Origin of the sequence: Comamonas sp. MYb396, from assembly GCF_037479555.1 — a bacterium.
Taxonomy (GTDB): Bacteria; Pseudomonadota; Gammaproteobacteria; order Burkholderiales; family Burkholderiaceae_C; genus Comamonas.
On sequence record NZ_JBBGYU010000003.1, the window covers coordinates 458,193 to 483,765 of the forward strand.

Sequence of the window (25,573 nt, forward strand, 5' to 3'; positions counted from 1 at the left end):
AGCCCCCCCCCCCCCCCCCCCCCCCCCCCCCCCCCCCCCCCCCCCCCCCCCCCCCCCCCCCCCCCAAAAAAAAAAAAAAAAAACCCCCACCCCCCCCCCCCCCCCCCCCCCCCCCCCCCCCCCCCCCCGCTGCGGCACCCTTGCCTATTACTTGCTGCTGGGGAACCACTTGTCCACGATGGCCTTGTAGCCACCGTCGGCCTTGAGCTGCTCGAGCGCCTTGTTCACGGCCACCGTCAACTCGGGCGTGTCCTTGCGGATGGCCATGCCGTATTCCTCGGTGGTGATCTGCTCGGCCAGCACCTTCATGCCGCCGCGCGTGCGGTTGTACTGGAACGCAGCGGGCTTGCCGGTCACGGCGGCATCGGCGCGGCCGATATCGACCAGGTTGAACATTTCCTGGTTCTTTTCGACCTCCACGCGCTGCACCTTGGGGAAGTGCTCGGTGAGGTAACCCACCGACTTGGTGCCCACCTGCACCGAGACCTTCTTGCCGTCCAGATCGCTCAGCTTGGTGATGGGGCTGCCTTCCTTGACCATGGCCACCAGGCCACCGGCGTAGTAAGGCTGGGTGAAGTCCACCACCTTCTTGCGCTCATCGGTGATGTAGATGGCCGAGACGGCCATGTCGTAGCGCTTGGCGATCAGACCGGGCACTAGGCCCTTGAAGTCGATGTCGACCCATTCGACCTTCTTGCCCATCTTGGCCGCGACGGCCTCGACGAGTTCGACGTCAAAACCGGTCTTCTTGCCGTTTTCGACAAATTCCATCGGCGGGAAAGTGGCATCGGTGGCCACGCGCAGCACATTGTTCTGGGCAAAGGCAGCGCCTGCACCACAGGCCAGGGCGATCAAAGAGGTCTTCAAGACCAGGCGACGGAAGTTCATGGGAGAGTCCTTTTTCAATTCAAGTACCAAGCAAAATCGCAATGTCATCCAGCCAGACTGCGGGAGATGCGGGCCGCCGCTGCCAAGGTCGCCTGCACCAGCTGGGCTTGCTGGTGCTGCACACGCTGCTGCGGCGCCATCAGGCTGAGCGCAGCGACCGCGCGGCGGCCGCTGGCAAACACCGGCACGCTGCAACCCCAGACACCCGCATCGACCTGGCCTACCGTGGTGATGTAGCCCTGTGTGCGCAGCTCCTGCAGCTCGGCAGCGGCTTCGGCGCGGGCGGGGCTGCCTTCGCCGTAGTGCTGGTTGAGCAGCGCTTCGCGTTGCACGGCAGGCAGGTAGGCCAGCACGCACTTGGCCGACGCCCCGACCTTCAGCGGCACGCTGCTGCCCTTGTCGAAGGAGCAGCGCAGCGACAGCGGGCTTTCCACCATGTCCAGGCACACGGCCTGGCCATTGGCAGCCACCAAGAGGCCTGCGCTCTCCTGGGTCTGCTGCGACAGCTGCACCAGCACAGGGCGGGCCACATGCACCAAATGGGAGCCATCGTCAAAGCCACGCGCCAGCTGCAGGCCCAGCGGCCCGGGCGCATACAGCGCGCCGCTGTCGGCCACAAAGCCAAAGCGCTTGAGGCGCGCGAGCTGCCGGTACAGGCTGCTGCGGGGCAAGCCGGTGCCCTGCATCAGCTCGCTGGCCGACAGCGGCCGCCCGGCGCAGGCCAATACCGCCAACACCTGCAGCACCCGGTCGGCCGCCGACACCTCGGAGCCCGGGGTATCCGCTGCCGCACGCTCGCTGACCAACAACTCTGTAGCATCCATTCGCAATTCCCATTCCTCGGGACTAGTGACAATGAAGATCTTGCAAGATCAATGCCAGAATTGTCGAATTGCTCTCTGTATTGCACCCTAGCGCAAACCCTAGGTCGGAATTGAATCGCCCATTCAATTCCCATTTATTGGGAATTTGAAATGTAAAAATCCCCGGTGTGGTGCGGCGCTTGGCGCGCAGGCCAGCGCCGCCGGGCACATGCAGGGCGGGTGAACGGAAGAGAGGGGGAGTGTTTGGGAGGGCCCGTGGTGGGGGCGCCGCTCCATCAGCGTTGAGTCAGCGCTTCGTCAGCGCACAGGCTGCTGTCAAAGGGCCGCCAGATAGCCCAAAGCCGCGAGCGGCGCGGTCTCAGCGCGCAGCACACGTGGGCCCAGGGTGACGGGCGCAAAGCCGTTGCCGCGCGCCAGCGCTTCTTCGGCGGGCGACAAGCCGCCTTCGGGGCCAGAGAGGAAAACCAGGGGCTGGGTGCCCGCCTGCTGCACGGCCTGGGCCAGCGGCTGGGTGCCGTCTGCCAGCGACAGCACCAGGCGCTGCGCATCAGCCAGGCCGCCGGCCTTGATCCACTGCGCCAGGTCCATCGGCGCATGGATGCGTGGTACCTGGTTGCGGCCGCACTGCTCGCAGGCGCTGGCGGCAATCGCTTGCCAGCGCTCCTGGCGCTTGGTGGCGCGGTCGCCCTTGAGGCGGGTGACCGAGCGCTCGGCCTCCAGCGGGGTGATGCTGGCCACGCCCAGCTCGGTCGCCTTCTCCACCAGCCATTCCATGCGCTCGCCAGCGGTAATGCCGGCCAGCAGGTGCACGGCGCGCGCGGCTTCGCGCTCGATCGCCGTGTGGCCCTCGATCTGCACGGTCACATGGCTGCGGCCCATCTGCACAATGCTGGCGCCATATTCACCTGCGGGGCTACCGGCCTCGCCGTTGAACAGGGTGATGTGGTCACCGGGCTGCATGCGAAACACCTGCACATGGCGCGCAGCCTCAGGCGGCAGATCCAGTGCAGCGCCTACGCGCAACTCAACGGGGCAGTAAAAACGGGGCATGGTGCTGGGTCAAAGTGGATGGCAGGAAAGGGCAGAGATTGAAGCAACGAGGTTCAACCCCGGCCCATCATCCAGCCGCCTTGCTCCTCGATGCCCTCGACCTCATGGATCAGGCGCATCAGCGGCACCAGCTCGCGGTAGCGCGATGCGGTTGAGCGAATGTAGTGCAAAAAGCGCGGTGCATCGGCCAGGTAGCGCGGCTTGCCGTCGCGCAGGGTCAGGCGGGCAAAGATGCCGGCCACCTTCAGGTGGCGCTGGATGCCCATCCATTCGACTGCGCGGTAGAAGTCACCAAAATCCGCACCAAAGCCCGAGGGGCTGTCAGCGCCCAGCAGGCCGGCCTTGCGCGCTTTCTCCCAGTAGCGGATGGTGATGTCCACCACAAAATCCTCTTCCCAGCTGATGAAGGCATCGCGCATCAGGCTGGCAATGTCATAGGTGATGGGGCCGTAGAGCGCATCCTGGAAATCGAGCACGCCCAGCGGCGCGCCGGCAGTGGGCGGCACCATCAGGTTGCGCATCATGAAGTCGCGGTGCACAAACACGCGGGGCACCGACAGGTTCTGCGCCACGATGGCGTCAAAGGCGTTTTGGAGCACGGCCTGCTGCTTGTCGTTCAGCTGCACCTGGCGGTGCTGGGCGATGTACCAGTCAGGGAACAGCTGCAGCTCGCGGCGCAGCACGGCCTCGTCATAGACAGGCAGCACGCCTTCGCGCGATGCCTTTTGCCAGTCCACCAAGATATCGACCGCCTGCATATACCACTGGTAGGCGGCCTGCGAATCGGGCGGCTGGAGCTTTTCGATCACCGTCTGCGTGCCCAAGTCGGACAGCAGCATGAAGCCGTGGGCGGCATCCCAGTCCAGCACCTGGGGGGCATTCAGGCCGGCCTCGGCCAGCAGCGCTTGCACCTGTACAAAGGGTTCGCTGTTTTCCTTGTCCGGCGGCGCATCCATGATGATGCGCGTGCCGCCCTGCAGGTCGTCCACCCGCAAATAGCGGCGAAAGCTCGCATCGGCAGACGCCAGGCGAACGCTCTCGGGCCGCAGACCATGGCGGGCCGCTACCGCTGCCAGCCAGGGGGCAAACTGCGCGGCGCGGGTGGCATCGGCCCACACGACGGGGGTAACGCCCTGTAAAGATTGCTTGGCGCTGTCAGGCTGGGGTGCTACAGAAGATGCAGCAATAGGGTCAGACATGGGGGAAATAGATTGGCTCATGGATAATGCAGATTCTACAAAGCCCTGCCGCCCGGCTGGGCCCCAGATCCAGATCCGTGTGCATGTATGCACCGCAGATGCACAGGCCAGTGGCTATTTCCCATGGATATTCACGCTTTCACCGATGTGGCGCCAGCCTCGCCCCGCCCTGCAGGCGCCGCCGCAGGGCTGCGCGCGCGCGCAAACACCAACACATCGCCCCGCACCTTGTCCCGCACCCCCCTTAGCTTCTCCCCCACCACCATCGCCCGGCTGTGCATGGCCATGCTCTGGGCCTCGCCCGCGCTGGTACTGGCCCAGGCGCCCGCTGGCAACGACGACGCCGGCCTGGTGCTGCGCACCAGCCCCCGCCTGCAAGAGAGCCTGAGCTCCGAGCAGCGCGGCAAGATGCCGGTCTACCTCGAGGGCGACGAGCTCACCGGCCAGACGGCGGACATGACCACCGTCACCGGCAATGCCAGCCTGCGCCGCGCCGACACGATGATCCGCGCCGACCGCCTGCGCTTTTACGAGCCCAGCAACACGGCCTATGCCGATGGCAATGTGCACATCAACCGCGCCGGCAGCGTGTTTGACGGCACCGAGCTGCAGATGCAGCTCGATTCGAACGAGGGTTTCTTCAAGGACGCCAACTACCGCCTGCTGCCCAACAACGGCTATGGCGTGGCCTCGCGCGTGGATTTCATCGACCGCGAGCGCTCGGTCGTGCATGACGGCACCTACACCACCTGCCAGCGCGACGACGAGGCCAGCTGGCAGCCGGACTGGATCATCCGTGCTGAAAAAATCAGCATTGACAACCTCGAAGAGGTCGGTGTGGCCGAGAACGGCGTGCTTGAATTCAAGGGCGTGCCGATCATCCCCATCCCCAAGATGAGCTTTCCGCTGTCGGAAAAGCGCAAATCGGGCCTGCTGCCGCCCACCATGTCGCTCGACAGTGACAGCGGCTTCACCTACGCCCAGCCCTACTACTGGAACATTGCGCCCAACCGCGACGCCACCATCACGCCAACGGCCATGGTCAAGCGCGGCCTGGCGCTGGGCGGCGAGTTCCGCTACCTGGAGCCCACCTACAGCGGCACCCTGGCGGGCCTGTACATGCCCGGCGACCGCCTGCGCGACCGCGACCGCTGGTCCTGGCTGTGGATGCACAACGGCAGCTTGGATACGCCCATTGGCGGCCTGGGGCTGAACATCAACGCCAAGCGCGTGAGCGATTCGGACTACTGGCGCGACTTCCAGGGCAACAGCTACAAGCTCAACGAGCGCCTGCTCAACAGCGAAGCGTCGGCCAGCTGGTCGCGCGATGACCACAGCCTGCTGCTGCGCGCGCAGAAGTGGCAGACCCTGCAGGACCCGCTCTCGCCGATCGTGCCGCCGTATGACCGCATGCCCCAGCTGCAGTACCGCTACACGCCGCAGAACCTGCCGCTGGGCCTGGAAGGCTCGATCGAGGCCGATGCCACGCGCTTCCGTGCCGACACCAGCCTGCTCAACCAGCCCAATGCCGACCGCGGCTATATCCAGGCAGAGCTCAGCCGCCCCTTCATTGCGCCGCAGGGCTACATCACGCCCAAGCTGATGCTCAACACCCGGCACTACAACTTTGACAACTCGGGCCTGGCCACCGTCAGCAGCGCCAGCATCACCGTGCCCACCGTCAGCCTCGACAGCGGCCTGACCTTTGAGCGCTCGACGCGCCTGTTTGGCCGCAACCTGATCCAGACGCTGGAGCCGCGCGCCTTCTACACCTACACGCCCTACCGCGACCAGAGCATGATTCCGGTCTACGACACGGCGCCGTATGACTTCAGCTTTGCGACCATCTTCAGCTCGAACTCGTTCAGCGGCTATGACCGCATTGCCGACAACAACATGCTGACCGTGGGCGCCACCACGCGCTTTCTCGATGCCGAGACCGGCGCCGAGGCGGCGCGCTTTGGCATCGCCCAGCGCCTGCGCTTCTCGGACCAGCAGGTCGTCATGCCCAATGCCAGCTCGGTCAACGAGCGCTGGTCGGACATCATGCTGGGCGCGGGCATCAACTGGACGCCCAAGTGGGGCTTTGACACCACGGTGCAGTTCAACCCGGACAGCGGCCGCTCGGTGCGCTCGACCATGCAGGCGCGCTACAAGCCCGGCGACTACAAGACGCTGGCGCTGGCCTACCGCTACCAGGCACAGAACAGCGAGCAGATGGACCTGGGCTGGCAGTGGCCGGTCAATGAGATCTTTGGCTCCGGGGGCAAAAAAGCCAAGGGCGAAGGCCGCTGGTACACTGTGGGCCGCCTGAACTACAGCATGCGCGACAAGAAACTGGTGGATTCGGTCATTGGCTTGGAATACAGCGGCTGCTGCTGGAGCAGCCGTGTGGTGCTGCAGCGTTTGCAGAACTCGCTGGTACAGGCGAACACCAAGCTGCTGTTCCAGATGGAATTCACTGGCCTGACCAAACTCACCCTGGGCGCTGACCCGCTGGCCAGCATGCGCGAAAACGTGCCCGGCTACCAGTCTCTGCCCAGCGGCAACGGCTCTGCAGCGCCCAGCCGTTTCAGCAATTACGATTGAAGCATTCCCTGACCATGAAACAACGCATTCTCTCTTTGAGCGTGGCCTGCAGCCTGGCTTTGCTCGCTGGTGCCAGCGCAGCGCAAGGCTTCAAGGCTAGCAACGACAACGCATCCGCCGGCATGCGGGCCCCGGGCGCCGGCATCGGCACGCCAACGGCCGTGCCGTCGGTGGCGATCCCCGCTGCCTCGCTGGCCCAGCGCAGCAGCAATGCCCCGCGCTCTGCGGACTTCATCGTCGCGGTCGTCAATTCCGAGCCGGTCACCAATGTCGAAGTGCAGCAGCAGTACGACCGCCTGCGTGCCCAGGCCGAGGCCAACAACATCCCCGCCGAGACGGCGCGCCGCCAGGCGCTGGAGATGCTGATCGGCCAGAAGATCCAGCTGCAGATGGCTGCCGAGCGCAACATCCAGGTGGACAACTTTGCCGTGCAGCAGGCCGAAGAGTCGGTCGCGCGCCAGAACAGCATGACCATGCCCGAGCTGCGCCGCCGCCTGGCCAGCGAAGGCATTCCAGAGGAGCAGTTCCGCGCCGATCTGAAAAAGCAGCTGGTGATCCAGAAGCTGCGCGAGGCCGAGGTCGATTCCAAGGTGCGCGTGAGCGACCTCGACATCGACCAGTACCTGCGCGAGCAAAAGGCCAAGGCCGGCATGGCCAGTGCCGCCACCCAGCTCAACCTGGGCCACATCCTGATCACCGTGCCGGAAAACGCCAGCGAAGACCAGGTCAAGCAGCTGCAGGCCAAGGCCCAGCAGGCAGCCGACAAGATCCGCGCCGGTGAAGACTTTGGTGCCGCCGTGGCCGAGTTCTCCGATGTGCCCGACGGCAAGGGCGGCGGCGCCATGGGCCTGCGCCCGGCCGACCGCTACCCCGAGCTGTTCGTCAGGGCGACGCAGTCCACGCCGCAGGGCGCCATTGCCGGCCCGGTGCGCTCGCCTGCGGGCTTCCACATCCTGAAGGTGCTGGAGAAGACGAGCGGTGAGGTGCCGGCCATCGTCACCCAAAGCCATGCCCGCCACATTCTGCTGCGCCCCGGCCCCCAGCTGAGCGAAGCCCAGGCGGTGGAGCGCCTCGAAGACTACCGCCGCCGTGTGCTGGCCAAGCAGGACACGTTTGAAGACCTGGCCAAGCGCTACTCGGAAGACGGCAGCGCCAAGGAAGGCGGCGATCTGGGCTGGGCCAGCCCACGCAAGTTCGTGCCGGAGTTCGAAGAAGCGCTCAACGCGCTGCAGCCCGGCGAGATCAGCCAGCCCATTGCCAGCCGCTTCGGTATCCACCTGATCCAGCTGCTCGAGCGCCGCGAGGCCAAGCTCAACCAGCGCGAGCAGCGTGACATGGTGCGCTCCATCGTGCGCGAGAACAAGCTCGAGCAGGCCTTCAGCACCTGGGCGCAGGAAGCCCGTGCGCGGGCCTATGTCGAATACCGCGACCCGCCCCAGTAACAGCCCAGCCGCCTGAGGCGCGCGATGACCCTGCCCGGCGCTGTGGCGCTGCGGCGGTGTCATCATCGGCCCCAAGCCTGCCAACCCAAGAGCGGTGCTTTCGCACCGCTTTGTCATTGCATGAAACATATTCCCCGCAAGCGCTTTGGCCAGAACTTTCTGACCGATCGCGCCGTCATCGACGCGATTGTCGACGCCATCCACCCACTGCCCGGCCAGACGGTGGTGGAGATCGGCCCCGGTCTGATGGCGTTGACCCAGCCGCTGGTCGAGCGCCTGGGCAAGCTCAGCGTCATTGAGCTGGACCGCGATCTGGCCCTGCGCCTGCGCACGCACCCGCAGCTCGATGTGGTCGAGTCCGATGTGCTGAAGGTCGATTTCCGCGCCCTCGCCCAGCGCCTGGGCGTGGCCAAGCTGCGCGTGGCCGGCAACCTGCCCTACAACATCTCCAGCCCCATCCTGTTTCACCTGCTCGACCAGGTCGATGTGGTCGAAGACCAGCACTTCATGCTGCAAAAAGAGGTGATCGACCGCATGGTGGCCGCACCCGCCACCTCGGACTACGGCCGCCTCACCGTCATGCTGCAGTGGCGCTATGCGATGGAGAACGTGCTCTTTGTGCCGCCCGAGAGCTTTGACCCGCCCCCCAAGGTCGACAGCGCCGTCGTGCGCATGGTCCCGCGCGCCGAGCCCGCCCAGCTCGATGCCAAGCTGCTCGAAGACCTGGTGCGCGTGGCCTTCAGCCAGCGCCGCAAGATCTTGCGCAACACCTTGGGCAAATGGCTGGAGGAAAAAGGCTACAGCGGCAACTTCGATCTGCAGCGCCGCGCCGAAGAAGTGCCGGTGGCCGAATACGAACAGGCCGCTGCCAGCCTCTCGGCAGCTCCCAAGGCGGCCTGAGCGGTCAGGGATTGAAGCGGCCCATCCCACAAGCAAAACGCCCGGCGCAAGCCGGGCGTGTTTTTTTTGTGATCAGCAAGCCGATCAGAGGAAAGAGTAAAAGCAGCGAAAAGGCACCTTGCGCTCGGCCCAGTACTCGGCCGCATCGCGAAACACATCGAGCAGCTGCTCGCGCGCTTCGCGGTCAAACTTCATCGCAGTCGGGATCTGGTCCAGCACCACGACAAAACCGGGCTGCGGGCCACTCTTGTGCAAAGGGTCGGTCAGGCAGTCGAACAGCGCATCGAAGTTCTTGCCGTAGTGCGACGGAAAATAAAACTGCATGCCAATCAACTCGAGCACATCGGCCTTGGACAGGGCGTGCGCCAGATTGGCGTACAAAAAGTGCTGCCCCAGGTTCTGGGCTGCGTCGCGCAGGTCCTCCAACCGGTAGGCCCGAATGGCCTGCACGATGTTGGGACGCACGAAACGCAGCGATGTATCTTGTACCTGACGAAGTGGAGTGTCCATCTCCGTTGCTCTTTCCATTAGCATTTTTTAAAAACCACACCCCATCCCTGGGGCTCATTGGGCATTGTTGACTTAGCACATCACTCTGCGCAAGACATCTCTTGCGGAAAAGCGACATAGGAGGAATCTGACTGGCTAATTCACAATACGCCGAAAGCTGCTGTAGTGATCCTGGGTGTAGTAGCAAGTATCGGGCATTGTGGCGACCTGACCGCCACAAATAATGCGACGCGCCCCGCGATCGCGGGAACCGGGTGTCTTGACGGTGTATTCCCGGTAGTAACCACGCGGGTGCCTGGGCAGTATGCGCTCACGGTTACCAAATACCGAGCCGTCCTTGTCATAGGGAAAGGGGCCGCCTTCGTAGATCAATGCATAGGTTTTGCGGCCTTGCGGCGGCAATTCGGCCACCGCCACGACCGGCCCATCGAATGCGGAAGGCCCGCTGCCACGGGCCTGGACCCCTGGCGGCAGCGCAGCCATGACCACAGCGAGCACGCCAGCCTTCACAGACGAGCGGGCCAGAAAACCCCATGCTTTGAGCATCAACAACACCTTTCAGAACCGCGGACTTCACCGCAAGTTCAGCCAGTCAGTGTGACGGATTGCCCCCCAAAATGCAAGAAGCCTGCCCAAAATTTGAGCAGGCTTCTCAGTATTTTACAGCGGCAGGTGTGGCAGATTCAAGCCAACTGCACTGAAAACATCTTTATCAGCGCGCAAAATTCGCGTCCGCAACAGCAACGGCCGTCATGTTGACAATGCGGCGCACCGTGGCGCTGGGGGTCAAAATATGCACCGGTTGGGCGGCACCCAGCAGGATCGGGCCAATGGCGATATTGCCGCCCGCTGCCGTTTTAAGCAGGTTGTAGCTGATATTGGCCGCATCGATGTTGGGCAGCACCAGCAGATTGGCGTTACCGACCAGGGGGCTCTCAGGCATGATGCTGGCGCGCTGCTTCTGGTCCAGGGCCACATCGCCGTGCATCTCGCCGTCCACTTCGAGCCAGGGCGCCTGGATGCGCAGCAGCTCCAGGGTCTGGCGCATCTTGACGGCGCTGGGCTGGTTGCTGGAGCCAAAGTTCGAGTGCGACAGCAGCGCGGCCTTGGGCTTGATACCAAAGCGCATCATCTCCTCGGCCGCCATGATCGTGATCTCGGCGAGCTGCTCGGCCGTCGGGTCGTAGTTCACATGGGTGTCGACCAGGAAGACCTGGCGCTCAGGCAGCAGCAGGCCGTTCATGCAGGCGTAGGTGGCGGTGCCGGCGCGCTTGCCAATCACCTGGTCGATGTAGTGCAGGTGGATGGCGGTGTTGTTCCAGGTGCCGCAGATCAGGCCATCGACCTCGCCCTTGTGCAGCAGCATGCAGCCGATCAGGGTCAGGCGGCGGCGCATTTCGATCTTGGCGATCGGCACTGTCACGCCCTTGCGCTCGGCCATGCGGTGGTAGGACTGCCAGAAATCGCGGTAGCGGTCGTCATGCTCGACGTTGACCACATCGTAGTCCGTGCCTTCCTTGAGGCGCAGGCCGAACTTCTCGATGCGCTGGGCAATGATAGCGGGGCGGCCGATCAAGGTGGGGCGCGCCACGCGCTCGTCGACCACGATCTGGGCCGCACGCAGAATGCGCTCTTCCTCGCCTTCGGCGTAGGCAATGCGCTTTTTCGCCGCGCGCTTGGCCGCCATGAAGATGGGCTTCATCGCGGTGCCGGAGGCGTAGACAAAGGTCTGCAGGTGCTCGCGGTAGGCATCCATGTCCTGGATCGGACGCTCGGCCACGCCGCATTCCGCTGCCGCCTGCGCCACGGCCGGCGCAATCTTCATCATCAGGCGCGGGTCAAACGGCTTGGGGATCAGGTACTCGGGGCCGAAGGACAGGTCCTGGCCGGCATAGGCATTGGCGACCTCTTCGGTCTGCTCGGCCTGGGCCAGGTCGGCAATCGCGTGCACCGTGGCGATTTCCATCTCGGTGGTGATCGTCGTCGCGCCGCAATCGAGCGCCCCCCGGAAGATATAGGGGAAGCACAGCACGTTGTTGACCTGGTTCGGGTAGTCCGAACGACCGGTCGCCATGATGATGTCGTCGCGCACCGCCTTGGCGTCTTCGGGCGAGATCTCGGGGTTGGGGTTGGCCAGCGCGAAGATGATGGGGCGCGCTGCCATGCGCTGCACCATGTCGGGCTTGAGCACACCGCCTGCCGACAGGCCCAGGAACACATCGGCGCCGTCAATCACCTGGGACAAGGTGCGTTTGTCGGTTTCTTGCGCGAAAAGCTCCTTATCTTCGTCCATCAGCTCGGTACGGCCTTTGTAGACCACGCCGACGATGTCGGTCACCATCACGTTTTCGCGCTTCAGACCAATCTCCAGCAGCAGGTTCAGGCAGGCCAGCGCCGCAGCGCCCGCGCCCGATGCCACGAGCTTGACCTCTTCAATCTTCTTGCCTGCGACCTTGAGTGCATTGACCATGGCCGCGGCCACGGTGATCGCGGTGCCGTGCTGGTCGTCGTGGAAGACCGGGATCTTCATGCGCTTGCGCAGTTCACGCTCTACATAGAAGCACTCGGGCGCCTTGATGTCTTCCAGATTCACGGCGCCAAAGGTCGGCTCCAGCGCGGCGATCACTTCCACCAGCTTCTGGGGGTCTTTTTCGTTGATTTCGATGTCAAACACATCGACACCGGCAAACTTTTTGAACAGAACGCCCTTGCCCTCCATCACCGGCTTGGAGGCCAGCGCGCCAATATCGCCCAGGCCCAGCACGGCCGTGCCGTTGGAGATTACCGCCACCAGGTTGCCACGGCTGGTGTACTTGAAGGCAGCTGCCGGGTCCTTGACGATCTCTTCGCAAGGCGCGGCCACGCCGGGCGAATAGGCCAGCGCCAGGTCATGCTGGTTGGCCATGGGCTTGGTCGCGGCAATCGCCACCTTGCCGGGGCGGGGAAACTGGTGGTACTCCAGTGCGGACTGGCGCAGCAGCGCACGCTTGTCCACCGCAGTGGGGGTTGAATTCTTCTCAGTCATGGCGGTCTCCGGCATCACGCAGCATTCACTACGAAAAACAGCTGGAACATGCTGCCATCTGCATGCATGTCTCAACAGTATGTCCAAGGGCCCAGAACGATTGGCCCACGGCCAAAAGCTGTGGATCGTATACAAGGCACTCACCATTCTAGGCGCAGGCTAAAAATCAAGTATTCCAGTCGCCGACTAGAACTATGAAAAAGATGTATAGCTTTTTCCAGTTTGTGCATACATTGCGTAAAGCCCGCCCCTCTTGGTGGAAGCCAAGGTCTACAATGACAAACGTTTGCGCTTTATAGGCTGTGCAAGGCCTCATTTGTCATGGATTTAATGCTGCTGGTCGTTCTCATCCTGGGCGTGAGCTATGTGCTGCGCGCCAAGGCCCAAAAGCAGCGCATCGCCTTGCTGGCCCAATATTTGCGTAATTACGACATCGAAAAGCTGATGGAGCGCCTGGTCAGCAGCTATATGCGGGCGCTGGACGAGAAAGACAGCAACCGCCAGCAGCAAATCTGGGAGCTGCAGGCATCGGTGGAAAACAGCCTGGCCAGCCAGTTCAGCAGCTTTGCCGACACGCTGGCCAAGGCGCCCGAGCCGGCCAATGGCGCCACGTTCAAGATCAGCACCCAGGCGTTTTACTTCCCCTTCTCGCAGCTGATCGACAAGCTCCAGGGCGGCAGCAAATCCTTTGACCTGCGCACCGCCATCCGCCTGCATGCCGATGGCATTGCCCGCGTCGTGGCCAACACCGCCGGCCGCAGCCCCAAGGACCGCGCCTTTACGCTGCTGGCCGAGATGTATCTGATGCAGCACACCTGCCACTGGTACTGCAAATCCAAGGCCGTGGCCTCGGCGCGCATGCAGCTGCGCAACCAGACCACCTATGAGCAGGTCATCCAGAGCGTGTCGCCCGAGACGCGCCACGCCTACCTGGCGCTGCTGGGCGCGCGCTGATTGCCGTGATTGGCTGACATCTGGGCGCCCGGCCTGCGGCGACAATGGCTGGGTTACCAGTACCACTACAGGGAAAAGCCCATGCCAGCCATTCCAACCCGACTTGCCGCCCTGGCAGCCGTCGTTGCCACTGCCAGCCTGCTGAGCGCCTGTGACGAACGCCCCGGGCCGATGAAACCCATCTCCGGCACGGTAGCGGCATCGCGCCAGCCCTTGCCCGACAAGCCGCTGTTCAACGCGCCCATCATCGACAGCCACTCGGTCCTGCCCCATGCCAAGGCCGACAAACACGATCCCCTGCCCCCTGCCGTGCCGCTAGCCTCTGCCGATGACCCCAAGGCTTCCAACGGCGGCACCACGGCCGAAGGCGGCAGCGTGAACCCCTCGGCCGGCATGGGCGCGGTCATCACCGACAGCAAGGGCGCGCAGCACGAAGCCGATGGCAAGCCTTGACCGGGCTGCGGCGCGGGTGCCGTATCGCCAATCAGGCACCGTCCTTGCTAGCTAGCTGGCCATGACGACCCCCAACACCCACCCCGCGGCGCTGGCTCTGGAGGCGCGGCCTCTGACTGCGCACAACTTCTCGGCCTTTGGCACCGTGATTGGCCTGGCCGACCCCAGCCTGCCCAGCCAGTTCATCAACCAGGGCAATGCGCTGCGCTATGACCTGCTGCCCGATCTGCAGCTGACGGCGCAAGGCGGCTGGCCGATGCTGGCGCTCTTTCGCGCGCAGGCGCGGCAGTTTCCGCTGGACGTTACCGAGGTCGAATGCCATGCACTGGGCAGCCAGAGCTTTGTGCCACTGGGCACCCAGCGCTTTGTTGTGGTCGTGGCCGCTGCCGGCCGGGCCCCCCAAGCGGAGGATCTGCAGGCCTTTGTGACCGATGGCCGCCAGGGCATCGTGCTCGCACCCGGCACCTGGCACCATGCCTTGCTCGCCGTCGAGGGCGGTGATTTCGCCGTCATCGAGCGGCGCGCAGATGCGCTGGATTGCCGCTGCGAAGCGATCAGCGCGCCGCTGCAGGTTAGCCTGCCCGCTGATCTCGCTTAGTCACTTACACCGCAGCTGCCAGTTGCTGCGCAATCGCGATCAAACTGCGGTCCGTGCCTGCCGGGCCCAGCAGCGAGATGCCCAAGGGCGCGCCGTCGCGGCTGGCCAGCGGCAGCGAGATCTGCGGAAAGCCCGCCAAGCCCGCCAGGCACAGCATCTGCACGGCCTGGTTGCGGTAGGCCTCCAGCGATGCCTCATCGGCGCTGCGAAGCGGCGCAATATCGGGCATGGTCGGCATCACCAGCACGCCATCGCTGCCCAACAGATCAGCCAAATGCTGGCGGAAGCGCGCACGGAACTGCTCGGCCTCCTGCACCTGCGCATCCGTCACCTTGCTCGACCAGTCAAAGCGCTCCTTCACGCCCGGGCCCAGCACCGGTGCATAGCGGCTGATAAAGGCGCCATCGGTCATCCAGGCTTCGCGCCCCTGGATATAGCGAAAACTCCAGTACATCGCGTCAAAGGAATCGAGCACCGCTTTGCAATCCTGCGCGCTGCCCAGCAGCTGCGTGATCTGCTGCAGCGCCCCATCCCAGGCCGGGCGCACAGCGCTGTCCACCAGGCCCCAGACATCGCTGGGCATCAGCAGGCGTGGGCGGGCCGGCAGCGGCGTCGTGTCGGGCGCCAGCAGCACATCGGCCACGCGGGCAAAGGTATGGGCATCGCGGGCAAACCAGCCGCAGGTGTCAAAACTGTGGCACAGCGCCAGGGCTGACTCCAGGCTCACCCGGCCATGCGTGGGCCGTATGCCATACAGGCCGCAGTGGCTGGCCGGCGCACGCACCGAGCCGCCCGTGTCCGTGCCCAGCGCAAAGTCGCACAGCCGGCTCGATACCGCCGATGCCGAGCCCGACGACGAACCACCGGTGATGCGCGCGGGCGCGTTGCCGTTGATCGGCGCGCCAAAGTGGGCGTTGTTGCCATTCATCGAGAAGGCCAGCTCATCGGTCACCGTCTTGCCCGCCAGCGCCGCGCCCGCATCCAGCAGCTTTTGCACCGTGGGCGCCGTCTGCGTCTTGATGCCGGACAGGGCCAGCAGCAGCGGGTTGCCGCCCCCCGTGGGATAGCCGGCAATGTCGAACAAGTCCTTCACCCCAAAGTACAGGCCGCTGAGCGGGCCGGTGGCCGCATGGCGCACAGGCACATCGGGGTAGGGAACAAAGGCGTGGGCAGGGTCGTGCAAGGGCATGGTGGGTTCAGTCCTGGGCAAAAAAGATAGAAACGCAGGGGCGTTAAAACGCGCTCTAAGCAGCGGCTAGCACGTTGGGGGCAAAGGCAGCCGCCGTTGCAGTGTGCACGCAGCGCGCCATATGGCCAGGCGCCAGCGTGACGGGCTCCGGCACCGCTTGCAGGCAGGCGGCCGTGGCCAGCTTGCAGCGCGGCGCAAAGGCGCAGCCCGGTGGGATGGCGGTCAGATCGGGCGGCGCGCCAGCAATGGTCTGCAGCGGCTGGCCGCGCTCCATCGCGCCATGGGATCGGCTTTGCAGCAAGGCCATGGTGTAGGGGTGGCGCGGGCTGCGGATCAGCTGCTCGGCCGTGCCCTCTTCCACAATGCGGCCCGCATACATCACCGCAATGCGGTCGGCCACTTCCACCGCCGCGCCAATGTCGTGGGTCACAAACACAATGCCCAGGCCCAGCTCACGCTGCAGCTCGCGCAGCAGCAGCAGGATCTGGATCTGCACCGTGGCATCCAACGCGGTGGTGGGTTCATCGGCCAGCAGCACCTGCGGGTTGCAGGCCAGGGCCAGCGCAATCATGGCCCGCTGGCGCATGCCGCCCGACATCTCATGCGGGTAGGCCTTGAGGCGCTGCTCGGGGCTGGGAATGCGCACCCGCTCAAACAGCGCCAGCGCGCGCTGCTGCGCCTCGCTGTGGCTCACGCGCTCGTGCCGGCGTATCGCTTCGACAATCTGCGCGCCCACCGGGTAGACCGGGTCCAGCGCCAGCAAGGGGTCCTGAAAAATCATCGCGCAGGTCTTGCCGCGAAAGTCGTTGAGCGCGCCGCCGCGCAGCGCCAGCACATCCTGGCCCGCGACCCGGATCTGGCCTTTCATCGTGGTCTTGCGCTCGGGGTGCAGGCGCAGCAGGCTGCGCAGGGTCACGCTCTTGCCCGATCCCGATTCGCCAATCAGCGCCACCGCTTCGCCCTTGGCGACCGACAGGCTCACGCCACTGACTGCCTGGACCACTTTCTTGCCGCTGGCAAACTGCACATTCAGGTCCTGGATCTGGACCAGGGGAAGAGAGGCTGTGTTCATCGTGGTGCTCCGGGTTCAGGCGGCCAGCGCAGCAGCGGCGGCCAGGGGATGGCCACTGCCGGGCTCATGCACCAGGCAGCGCGCGGCATGGTGCAGCTGCACCGGGGTAACGGCCGGCGCGGCCTGGGCGCAGACCGGCGCCGCCTGCGGGCAGCGCGGGTGAAAGCGGCAGCCCGTGGGCGGGTTGATGGGGTTGGGCGGGTCACCGGCCAGCGGGGCCACCAGGGTGCGGTTGCTCGGGTCCATCGACGGCACCGACGACAGCAAGGCCTTGGTGTAGGGGTGGGCCGGCGCGGCAAACAGCGCATCCGAGGGGCCAATCTCGGCCACCTGGCCCAGGTACATCACCATCACCCGGTCGCTGATGTAGTGCACCACGCCCAGGTCATGGCTGATGAAGACATAGGTCAGGCCAAACTCGCGCTTCAGATCGGCCAGCAGGTTCAGCACCTGGGCCTCGACCGATTTGTCGAGCGCAGAGACGGCTTCATCCAGGATCACCATGCGCGGCTGCAAGGCCAGCGCGCGCGCAATGTTGATGCGCTGGCGCTGACCGCCCGAGAGCTCATGCGGGTAGCGCTCGGCAAAGCGGGCCGGCGCCAGGCCCACCCGGTCCATCAGGTGGTGGGCGCGGGCCACCGACTCCTTGCGCGAGACGCCATGCACCTGCGGGCCAAAGGCGATCGAGTCCTCGATCGTCAGGCGCGGGTTGAGCGAGGCATAGCTGTCCTGGAACACCATCTGCACCTGGCGGCGAAACTCCTTGAGGCTCAGGTCGCGCGATCCCACCGTGCGGCCGTCAAACACCAGCTCGCCGGCGGTCGGGTCCATCAGGTGCATCAACAGGCGCGCCGTGGTCGACTTGCCGCAACCGGACTCGCCCACCACGCCCAGGGTCTCGCCCTTGAGCACCTCGAAATCGACGCCATCGACAGCGCGCACCAGCTTGCCTTGCTTGAGCGGGAAATGCTTGGTCAAACCGCGCACCGTCAGCAGCGGCTGGGCCGGGCCACCCACATCGGCGGCCAGGGTGGCGGCCGGGGCTAAAGAAGAAGGCTGGAGCATGGCTTACCCCTTGTTGTCCATGGCCGTGCGCAGGCCATCGGAGAGCAGATTGAAGGAGATGGAGGTGATGAAGATCATCAGCCCCGGCAAGGCCGCCACCCAGGGCTGGGTGTAGATCGCCGTGCGCAAGGTGTTGAGCATCAGGCCCCATTCGGGCTCGGGCGGCTTCACACCCAGGCCCAGAAACGACAGGCCCGAGGCCAGGATCATCGACACCGCAATCAGGCTGGTGGCGTAGACAAAGATGGGGCCCAGCACATTGCCCAGCACATGCACCCGCACGATGGTGAAGGCGCTGGCCCCGGTGGCACGCGCGGCCTCCACATAGTCGCGGTTGCGGGCCTGGGCCGTCACGCTCTCGGCCACGCGGGCGATCTGCGGGATGAAAACAATCGTCAGCGACACCAGCGAGTTGAAGATGCCCGCGCCCAGTGCACCCGACAGCGCAATGGCCAGCAGCACCGAGGGGAAGGCGTAGAACACATCGATGGTGCGCATGATCACCGTGTTGGTGCGGCCACCGGCGTAGCCGGCCACAATGCCGATGCCCGTGCCGATCACAAAGGCCAGCAGCACCGGGGTGATGCCCATGAACAGCGACAGGCGCGCGCCCATCATCAGGCGCGAGAGCATGTCGCGGCCCAGCTCATCACTGCCCAGCGGCAGGCCCGCGGTGCCAATAGGCTTGAGCCGCTTGAGCATCGAGGCCAGGTAGGGGTCGGACGGCGTGATCCAGGGCGCCAGCGCCGCCACCACAATCAGCAGCACAATGACGGCGGCCGCGCCCATGGCCACCGGGTCGCGCAGCAGGCGCTGCAGCACCGAGGACCAATAGCCGCGTGAGCGCTGGGCCGGCAGCGGCTGCACCTGGGCCGCTGCTGCATCGGGAAGGGAAAGACTGGTCATGGGGACGGAACCTCCAGAAATCTGCGCTCAGCGGGCGATGCGGGGATCGAGCAGGGTCTGCACCACATCGATGATGAGGTTGAGCAGCACAAAGAAAACGGCCAGCACCAGGATGGAGCCCTGCAGCAGCGGCAGATCGCGCTGGAAGATGGCCTGGTTGAGCAAAAAGCCGGTGCCTGGCCAGGAGAACACGGTCTCGATCAGGATGGAGCCGCCCAGCAGGTAGCCCAGCTGCAGGCCCATCACCGCCAGCGCCGTGGGCGCTGCATTTTTGAGCACATGGCGGAAGATGCCCAGATGGCCCAGGCCCTTGGCCTTGAGGCCGAGGATGAACTCCTGGTCCAGCAGCTCAGCTACCAGCGCCCGCACGGTGCGCGCAATGATGCCCATGGGGATCACCGACATCGTGATGGCCGGCAGGACCATGAACTGCACATGCGCCCAGTCCCAGGCCCAGTCGCCCGAGCCACCTGGCCCCGCGCCCGTCGCTGGCAGCCACATCAGCTGCGACGAGAAGACGATCACCATCACCATGCCCAGCCAGTAGTGCGGCACGCTGACGCCCAGCATCGACAGCATCGAGCAGCTGCGGTCCACCCAGGAGTTGCGGAAATACCCCGCCACAAAACCAAACAGGCTGCCCAGCACAAAGCCGATCAAGGTCGCCACCACGGCCAGGCGCAAGGTGTTGACCACGGCGGCCATCACCTCGGTGGTCACCGGCCGGCTGGTGGCAATCGACTGGCCCAGATCGCCCTGCAGCGCGCGCCAGACCCAGCGCAGAAACTGCTCGGGCAGCGGCCGGTTAAAGCCGTAGAGCTCGCGCATCTGGGCCTGCAGCTCGGCTGATGCATCGGCGGGCAAGACCGACACCAGAGGGTCGCCGGGCGCGATATGCACCAGGGCAAAGCACAGCAGGGCCACGCCCAGCATGATGGGCAGGGTGTAGACAATGCGTCTGAACAGGTAGGCAAGCATGGCGGATCAGAGGTTCGTGGGGGAGAAGCGGACCATGCGGGGTCGCACTGGCGGTTTGGGCCATCGGCCTGCGCCCGGCATGCAGCGGTGTCTCAGCACCGGTCTGCATGCCCGGGGACGCCCGGCTTACTTCATCGTCATCGTCGCGATATCGATGAACCAGCTTTGCGGCTGCACCACATGGCCGACCTTGGCCGACATGGCGCGTGGGCCCACATCGTGTGCCACAAAGAGGAAGGGCGACTCATCGACCACCAGGGTGTGCAGCTCGGCCAGGGCCTTGTCGCGCTCCTTGGCATCAAAGGTGGTGCGGGCCTTGTCCACCACCGCATCGACCTGCTTGTTGCTGTAGAAGCCCCAGTTGTTGGACAGCGGCGGGAAGGACTTGGTGCTGACAAAGCGCACCATCGCAAAGAAGGGGTCCATGGTGGCCGCCGTCACATTGGTGGCGCTGGCCTTGTTGGCACCCGGGTCCTTGGCGCCCAGGCGCCAGCCGGAGAACAGCGTGTTCCACTCCACCACATCAAACTCGACATCAAAGAAGCATTCCTTGAGGTTCTGCTGGATGAACTCGTTCATCGGCAACGGTTGCATCTGGCCCGAGCCCGAGGCGGAGGTCTGGATCTTCACCTTGATCGGCTTGCTGGCGCTGAAACCGGCCTGCGTCATCAGCGCCTGGGCGGCCTTCACGTCGTACTTGATCTGGAAGCTGGGGCTACCGCGCCAGGGGTGGCCGGGCTCGAAGATGCCGGTGGCCGGCTCCATCTGGCCATTCAAGAGCTGCTTCATGCTGGCGCGGTCCACGCAGAGGTTGGCGGCATGGCGCACGCGCTTGTCCAGCCAGGGCGAGCCTTCAACAAAGGAAAACTGCCAAGGCCAGATGTGCGGCTGCAGGTTGGAATACACCTTGAAGCCGCGTGCCTTGATGGCATCGAGCGCATCGGGCGCCGGTGCCTCGATCCAGTCCACCTGGCCGCTCATCAGCGCAGCGGTGCGCGAGTTGGCCTCGGGCAGCGGCAGCAGCACCACCTTGTCGATGGTCGGCGTGCGCTTGGGGTCCCAGTAGCTGGCATTCTTCACCATCTCAAAGCGCTCACGCGGCACCAGGCGTGCGCCCTTGAAGGGGCCGGTGCCCGATGGGTCGGCGGCAAACGCCGTCCAGGCGGCCTTGCTGCGCTCGGCCTTGCCGCTGACGGAGGCCGGCACTGCAGCCAGCTTCTTGGCCCAGTGCGCGGGCGAGGCCATGAACAGATTGCTCAAGTTGATCGGCAGGAAGGAATCGGGCTCAGTGGTGGTCAGCTCGACGGTCAGGTCATCGATCTTCTTGGCGGACTTGAGCGTAGGCATGCGCGATGCGGTCACGCCCACCTGGGCCGGGTCAAACTGCTCGGCCTCCTTGTCCAGCACCTTGTTCACGTTCCAGACCACGGCATCGGCCGTGAAGGCGCTGCCATCGTGGAACTTCACGCCGGGGCGCAGCTTGAACAGCCACTTGGTCTTGTCCTTGGCATCCACCTCCCAGGACAGCGCCAGGCCCGGCACCAGCTCGCTGGGCTTGTCGGCCTTGCTCAGGTCCCACTGGGTCAGCGCGTCATACATCGGGATGCCGGTAAAACGGTTGCCCTCAAAACCCTGGTCGGGCTGGCCCGAGGTGCGCGGGATATCGCCCGCAGTCATTGCAATGCGCAGCACCTTTTCCTGGGCCATGGCAGCACCAGCGCCCAGCGCCAGGGTGACAGCCAGAGCCAGGCTTTTGAGCGCGGGACGGGAGACGGAGAAACCGGAAGACGCTTGCATCACAGGACCTTTCCAAGGAGTGGGGGATGACAAGTCCAAAGCAATCTGCGTGCCACATCACGCATATCGATAATCGATACAAGTGTTTGATTCATCGATATTTTTGGCATGCTTTATGCGAACGCTCTGCGCATTGATCGCCTCAACCCAGGAGTACCCGCATGACCCCCATAGACAGCCTGCGCATTGATGAAAACCGCCTCTGGCAATCGCTGATGGATCTCGCCCAGATAGGGGCCACGCCCAAGGGCGGTGTCTGCCGCATTGCCTTGACCGACGAGGACAAGGCCGGCCGTGACCAGGTCGTGCAATGGTTCCGCGACGCAGGCCTGCAGGTGCGCGTGGACGAAGTGGGCAATGTGTTTGGCCGCCGCCCCGGCACCGATCCGCAGGCACGCGCCGTGGCCACCGGCAGCCATATCGACACCCAGCCCACCGGCGGCAAGTTCGATGGCAACTACGGCGTGCTCGCCGGCCTGGAGGTGGTGCGTACGCTCAACAGCCATGGCATCCAGACCCGCGCGCCGCTGGAAGTGGCCTTCTGGATGAACGAGGAAGGCACGCGCTTCACGCCGGTGATGATGGGCTCTGGTGCATTTGCGGGAATTTTTGGTGCAGACCACATCCGCTCGCAACAAGATGGTGCAGGCATTACCGTGGGCGCTGAGCTGGCCCGCATCGGCTACCTGGGCGATGTGGCCTGCGGCGATGTGCCCGGGGGTGCCTTTGGCGCTTACTTTGAAGCGCATATCGAACAGGGCCCAGTGCTGGAAGCCTATGACAAGCCGATTGGCATCGTCAGCGGCGCGCTGGGCCAGCAGTGGTATGACGTGACCGTCACCGGCATGGACGCCCATGCCGGCCCCACACCGATGGACCTGCGCCATGACGCGATGCTCGCCGCCGCCCGCATGGTCGATGCCGTCAACCGCATTGCGCTGGACCAGGCACCGCACGGGCGCGGCACCGTCGGCCATCTGCAGGTGCTGCCCAACTCCCGCAATGTGATCCCCGGCCAGGTGAAGTTCAGCGTCGACTTTCGCAACCTTTCACAGACCGGGCTGGATGCGATGGACGCCGCCATGCGCGCCGAGTTTGCGCGGCTGGCCGCCCAGTGCCAATGCCAGGTGGAGATCACGCAGGTGGTGCGCTTTGCGCCCTGCATCTTCCACCCCGACTGCGTGGCCAGCGTGCGCGGCGCGGCCGATACCTTGGGCTACGACCACATGGAGGTCGTCAGCGGCGCCGGGCATGACGCCGTCTATGTGCACAGCGTGGCACCCACCGCGATGATCTTTGTGCCCTGCAAGGATGGCATTAGCCACAACGAGATCGAGGACGCCAAATCCGAGCACCTGGCCGCTGGCTGCAATGTGCTGCTGCATGCGATGCTGGCGCATGCCGGTGTAGCCTGATACGGCGCAGAAAGGCCATCAAAGCGGTAGAAGAACGTGGAGCGCTCGGGCTCCGCGTTTTTTTAGTCAGCCGGCAATAGCTGCGACACTGCCCGCGCACATTCAATCACCAGCGGCGCCAGCGCCTGCTGGGCATCGGCCATGTTCCAGCGACTGGTGGGGGGCGCCAGGTGGATGGCGCCCACCACCACGCCGCGTGCATTGAACACCGGCGCGGCAATGCCCATGTCGCCCAAAAACAGCTCTTCGCAGTTGGTGGCATAGCCCGTTTGCTGGCACTGCGCCAGGCGCTCCATGACGGCATCCACCGTCGTCAAGGTGGCGCGGGTGCGCGCGGGCATCGGGGCCTGTTGCAGCAGCGCGCGCGCCTCTGGCGCAGGCAGCTGGCTCAGGTAGGCGCGGCCGCAGCTGCTGGCATACAGCGGCACCTGGGTGCCCACCGGTGTCAGCACGGGGATGTGCTGGGTCGTCAGCACCTGGGCCAGGTAGACCATGTGCGTGCCCGCCGGCTCGGACAGGGTCGCCGTCTCGCCGCTTTGCCGCGCCAGCTGCGCCAGATAGGTGTGGGCGGCGCTGATCATCGGGTGCGCCTCCAGGTAGTTGAAGCCCAGCTCCACCACACGCGGCAGCAGCACAAAGCGCCGCGTGCTCGGGTGCTTGCCGATATAGCCCAGCGCCTGCAAGGTATGCACCGAGCGCTGGGCCGAAGCCTTGGTCATGCCTGCGGCCTGCGCAATCTCGGCCAGCGTCATGCTGCGGTGCGCGGCGTTGAAGGCACACAGCACCTGCAGGCCCTTGGCCAGCGAGAGGTTGAACAGGCTGTCGGATGGGAGATCGGACGTGGGCACCGGCGTGGGATTCGGTGCGGGCACAGCCGCAGACAAAGCCGCCACCGGTGGGTATGCCGGTGGCGTGCTGGGGGAGGTGCTGCGGGCTGCGGCTTCAGCTGAAGCGGCGGTGTCCGGCGATCGGCGGTGGGCGGTGCTGGTGCGCATGGTGCAAAGGCTGGGGGCAATGCCTCAGCCTTCGCAAGAAACGCACCAACTTGCAGCCTGGCCCTTCGCGGGGCGGCTGCATCCAGGTCTTAGCGGCTGCTGGGGAAGCTGAACACCGCGCCATCGCGCACACCGGCGCTGGGCCAGCGCTGGGTGATGGTCTTGCGCTTGGTGTAGAAGCGCACAGCATCAGGCCCGTAGGCGTGCAGGTCACCAAACAGGCTGCGCTTCCAGCCGCCGAACGAGTGGTAGGCGACGGGAACGGGCAGCGGCACATTGATGCCGACCATGCCCACCAGAATATGGTCGCTGAAGTAGCGGGCTGCTTCGCCATCGCGGGTGAAGATGCAGGTGCCGTTGCCGTACTCGTGCGCGTTGATCAGGTCCATCGCCTCCTGCAAGGTCTTGACGCGCACAATGCCCAGCACCGGGCCAAAGATCTCCTCCTGGTAGATCTTCATGCCGGGGCGCACGTTGTCGAAGAGGCACGGGCCCAGGAAGTAGCCTTCCTCGTGACCTGCCACCTGCAGGCTGCGGCCGTCGATCAGCAGCTTGGCGCCCTCTTGCACACCGCTGTCCACATAGGCCTTGACCTTCTCGAAATGCGGCTTGGTGATCAGCGGCCCCATGTCATTGCCGTTGTCGGTGCCCGGGCCCACCTTCATCTTGGCGATCTCGGCGCTGAGGCCCGCAATCATCTGCTCGGCCACCTCGTCGCCCACGGCCACCACCAGCGGCACGGCCATGCAGCGCTCGCCGCAGCTGCCGTAAGCGGCGCCCATCATCGCGGTCACCGCGTTGCTGATGTCGGCATCGGGCATCACCACCGCATGGTTCTTGGCACCGCCCAGCGCCTGCACGCGCTTGCCGCTCTTGCAGCCTTCGCCGTAGATGTACTCGGCAATCGGGGTCGATCCGACAAAGCTCACCGCCTTGACGCGCGGATCATGCAGCAGGGTGTCGACCGCTTCCTTGTCGCCATTGACGACGTTGAGCACGCCCGGTGGCAGGCCGGCTTCTTGCGCCAGCTGGGCAATGTACAGCGCGCTGGTCGGGTCGCGCTCGGAGGGCTTGAGCACAAAGGTATTGCCGCAGGCCACGGCCATGGGCCACATCCACAAAGGCACCATCGCGGGGAAGTTGAAGGGCGTGATGCCCGCCGTCACACCCAGCGCCTGGAACTCGCTCCAGCTGTCGATATTGGGGCCTACATTGCGGCTGTGCTCACCCTTGAGCAGCTCGGGCGCGTAGCTGGCGAACTCGACGTTCTCGATACCGCGTTGCAGCTCGCCATGCGCATCGGCCAGCACCTTGCCATGCTCGGCGGTGATCATCGCGGCGATCTTGTCGGCGTTCTGCTCCAGCAGCACCTTGAGCTGGCCCATGATGCGCGCGCGCTTGAGCGGCGGCGTATTGCGCCAGGCGGGGAAGGCCTTTTCGCCAGAGGCAATCGCGGCCTCCACCGTGGCCTTGCTGGCCAGCTCCACGCTCACCGTCGATTGGCCCGTTGCCGGGTTGAACACCGGCTGCGTGCGGCCGCCATCGTGCACGATCTTGCCGTCGATCAAATGGCCTACCGTGGCCGTCACATTCTTGTCGTGGTTCATGTCAGTCTCTCTTGGATGCAATTCAAAAACAGCACCGGCGCCACGAGGGGCCCTTTGCAAAACTCCCTGCCTTGGTCTGAACACGGACTCGGGCGATCCGCTGCGTTGTCTTCCTTG

General features: G+C 64.9%; 22 protein-coding genes. 7 read left to right on the forward strand and 15 right to left on the reverse strand.

What is annotated here, in order from left to right:
• Positions 1 to 147: 147 nt before the first annotated feature.
• The 4 genes from WH265_RS09805 to WH265_RS09820 all read right to left on the reverse strand — a co-directional run bounded on the left by WH265_RS09805 (position 148) and on the right by WH265_RS09820 (position 3,961).
• Complete coding sequence (locus WH265_RS09805) at positions 148 to 888, reverse strand: transporter substrate-binding domain-containing protein (RefSeq protein ID WP_021026216.1); 741 nt, start codon at positions 886 to 888, stop codon at positions 148 to 150.
• 44 nt (positions 889 to 932) lie between these two features.
• Positions 933 to 1,712 carry an IclR family transcriptional regulator gene (locus tag WH265_RS09810; RefSeq protein ID WP_339558150.1) on the reverse strand — a complete coding sequence of 260 codons (780 nt, stop codon included), beginning with the start codon at positions 1,710 to 1,712 and terminating at the stop codon, positions 933 to 935.
• A gap of 315 nt (positions 1,713 to 2,027) precedes the next feature.
• Positions 2,028 to 2,762 carry a 16S rRNA (uracil(1498)-N(3))-methyltransferase gene (locus tag WH265_RS09815; RefSeq protein WP_339558151.1) on the reverse strand — a complete coding sequence of 245 codons (735 nt, stop codon included), beginning with the start codon at positions 2,760 to 2,762 and terminating at the stop codon, positions 2,028 to 2,030.
• Between the two features lie 53 nt (positions 2,763 to 2,815).
• Positions 2,816 to 3,961 carry an aminoglycoside phosphotransferase family protein gene (locus tag WH265_RS09820; RefSeq protein ID WP_339558152.1) on the reverse strand — a complete coding sequence of 382 codons (1,146 nt, stop codon included), beginning with the start codon at positions 3,959 to 3,961 and terminating at the stop codon, positions 2,816 to 2,818.
• Positions 3,962 to 4,084: 123 nt separating this feature from the next.
• Between WH265_RS09820 and WH265_RS09825 the strand changes: the two genes are divergently transcribed.
• The 3 genes from WH265_RS09825 (at position 4,085) to rsmA (ending at position 8,892) form a co-directional block, all read left to right on the forward strand.
• Entirely contained in the window at positions 4,085 to 6,550 is a 2,466-nt protein-coding gene (locus WH265_RS09825) for an LPS assembly protein LptD (protein WP_021026220.1), read from the forward strand.
• A gap of 14 nt (positions 6,551 to 6,564) precedes the next feature.
• A complete protein-coding gene (locus tag WH265_RS09830; RefSeq protein ID WP_312987992.1) occupies positions 6,565 to 7,992 on the forward strand; it encodes a peptidylprolyl isomerase in 1,428 nt (475 codons plus the stop codon).
• Between the two features lie 120 nt (positions 7,993 to 8,112).
• Positions 8,113 to 8,892 carry a 16S rRNA (adenine(1518)-N(6)/adenine(1519)-N(6))-dimethyltransferase RsmA gene (rsmA, locus tag WH265_RS09835; protein WP_021026222.1) on the forward strand — a complete coding sequence of 260 codons (780 nt, stop codon included), beginning with the start codon at positions 8,113 to 8,115 and terminating at the stop codon, positions 8,890 to 8,892.
• 84 nt (positions 8,893 to 8,976) lie between these two features.
• Here the strand turns inward: rsmA and WH265_RS09840 are convergent, their stop codons facing one another.
• The 3 genes from WH265_RS09840 to WH265_RS09850 form a co-directional block, all read right to left on the reverse strand.
• Positions 8,977 to 9,402, reverse strand: coding sequence for a barstar family protein (locus tag WH265_RS09840; protein WP_027010748.1), 426 nt, complete (start codon positions 9,400 to 9,402; stop codon positions 8,977 to 8,979).
• Between the two features lie 135 nt (positions 9,403 to 9,537).
• Complete coding sequence (locus WH265_RS09845) at positions 9,538 to 9,948, reverse strand: ribonuclease domain-containing protein (protein WP_084635744.1); 411 nt, start codon at positions 9,946 to 9,948, stop codon at positions 9,538 to 9,540.
• A 166-nt stretch (positions 9,949 to 10,114) separates the two neighbouring features.
• Positions 10,115 to 12,427, reverse strand: coding sequence for an NADP-dependent malic enzyme (locus WH265_RS09850; protein ID WP_339517019.1), 2,313 nt, complete (start codon positions 12,425 to 12,427; stop codon positions 10,115 to 10,117).
• 321 nt (positions 12,428 to 12,748) lie between these two features.
• Here WH265_RS09850 and WH265_RS09855 point away from each other — a divergent pair, with 321 nt between their 5' ends.
• From WH265_RS09855 to WH265_RS09865, 3 genes are all read left to right on the forward strand, one after another.
• Positions 12,749 to 13,381 (forward strand): hypothetical protein, encoded by a 633-nt coding sequence (locus WH265_RS09855; protein WP_021026225.1) that lies wholly within the window; start codon positions 12,749 to 12,751, stop codon positions 13,379 to 13,381.
• 81 nt (positions 13,382 to 13,462) lie between these two features.
• Positions 13,463 to 13,834 carry a hypothetical protein gene (locus WH265_RS09860; RefSeq protein WP_021026226.1) on the forward strand — a complete coding sequence of 124 codons (372 nt, stop codon included), beginning with the start codon at positions 13,463 to 13,465 and terminating at the stop codon, positions 13,832 to 13,834.
• Between the two features lie 61 nt (positions 13,835 to 13,895).
• Positions 13,896 to 14,432 carry an ureidoglycolate lyase gene (locus tag WH265_RS09865; RefSeq protein ID WP_339558153.1) on the forward strand — a complete coding sequence of 179 codons (537 nt, stop codon included), beginning with the start codon at positions 13,896 to 13,898 and terminating at the stop codon, positions 14,430 to 14,432.
• A 4-nt stretch (positions 14,433 to 14,436) separates the two neighbouring features.
• Here WH265_RS09865 and WH265_RS09870 read toward each other — a convergent pair whose 3' ends face one another.
• From WH265_RS09870 to WH265_RS09895, 6 genes are all read right to left on the reverse strand, one after another.
• Positions 14,437 to 15,621: an amidase gene (locus WH265_RS09870; RefSeq protein WP_339558154.1), complete on the reverse strand. Its 1,185-nt coding sequence runs from the start codon at positions 15,619 to 15,621 to the stop codon at positions 14,437 to 14,439.
• 55 nt (positions 15,622 to 15,676) lie between these two features.
• A complete protein-coding gene (locus WH265_RS09875) occupies positions 15,677 to 16,693 on the reverse strand; it encodes an ABC transporter ATP-binding protein (protein WP_339558155.1) in 1,017 nt (338 codons plus the stop codon).
• A gap of 15 nt (positions 16,694 to 16,708) precedes the next feature.
• Positions 16,709 to 17,758 (reverse strand): ABC transporter ATP-binding protein, encoded by a 1,050-nt coding sequence (locus tag WH265_RS09880; RefSeq protein WP_339558156.1) that lies wholly within the window; start codon positions 17,756 to 17,758, stop codon positions 16,709 to 16,711.
• A 3-nt stretch (positions 17,759 to 17,761) separates the two neighbouring features.
• Positions 17,762 to 18,664, reverse strand: a complete 903-nt coding sequence (locus WH265_RS09885; RefSeq protein ID WP_116925396.1) for an ABC transporter permease — start codon at positions 18,662 to 18,664, stop codon at positions 17,762 to 17,764.
• Between the two features lie 27 nt (positions 18,665 to 18,691).
• On the reverse strand, positions 18,692 to 19,642 hold the full coding sequence (locus WH265_RS09890) for an ABC transporter permease (protein ID WP_339536744.1): 951 nt from the start codon (positions 19,640 to 19,642) through the stop codon (positions 18,692 to 18,694).
• Positions 19,643 to 19,768: 126 nt separating this feature from the next.
• Positions 19,769 to 21,439 (reverse strand): ABC transporter substrate-binding protein, encoded by a 1,671-nt coding sequence (locus WH265_RS09895; RefSeq protein ID WP_339558157.1) that lies wholly within the window; start codon positions 21,437 to 21,439, stop codon positions 19,769 to 19,771.
• Positions 21,440 to 21,600: 161 nt separating this feature from the next.
• Here WH265_RS09895 and WH265_RS09900 point away from each other — a divergent pair, with 161 nt between their 5' ends.
• Entirely contained in the window at positions 21,601 to 22,854 is a 1,254-nt protein-coding gene (locus WH265_RS09900; protein WP_339558158.1) for a Zn-dependent hydrolase, read from the forward strand.
• Positions 22,855 to 22,916: 62 nt separating this feature from the next.
• Here the strand turns inward: WH265_RS09900 and WH265_RS09905 are convergent, their stop codons facing one another.
• Together WH265_RS09905 and WH265_RS09910 are read right to left on the reverse strand one after the other, a co-directional pair.
• Positions 22,917 to 23,849, reverse strand: coding sequence for an IclR family transcriptional regulator (locus tag WH265_RS09905; protein ID WP_339558159.1), 933 nt, complete (start codon positions 23,847 to 23,849; stop codon positions 22,917 to 22,919).
• Positions 23,850 to 23,938: 89 nt separating this feature from the next.
• The gene (locus WH265_RS09910) at positions 23,939 to 25,456 is read right to left on the reverse strand and encodes a CoA-acylating methylmalonate-semialdehyde dehydrogenase (RefSeq protein WP_339517011.1); all 1,518 of its coding nucleotides are present in this window, start codon (positions 25,454 to 25,456) and stop codon (positions 23,939 to 23,941) included.
• Between the last annotated feature and the right edge of the window lie 117 nt (positions 25,457 to 25,573).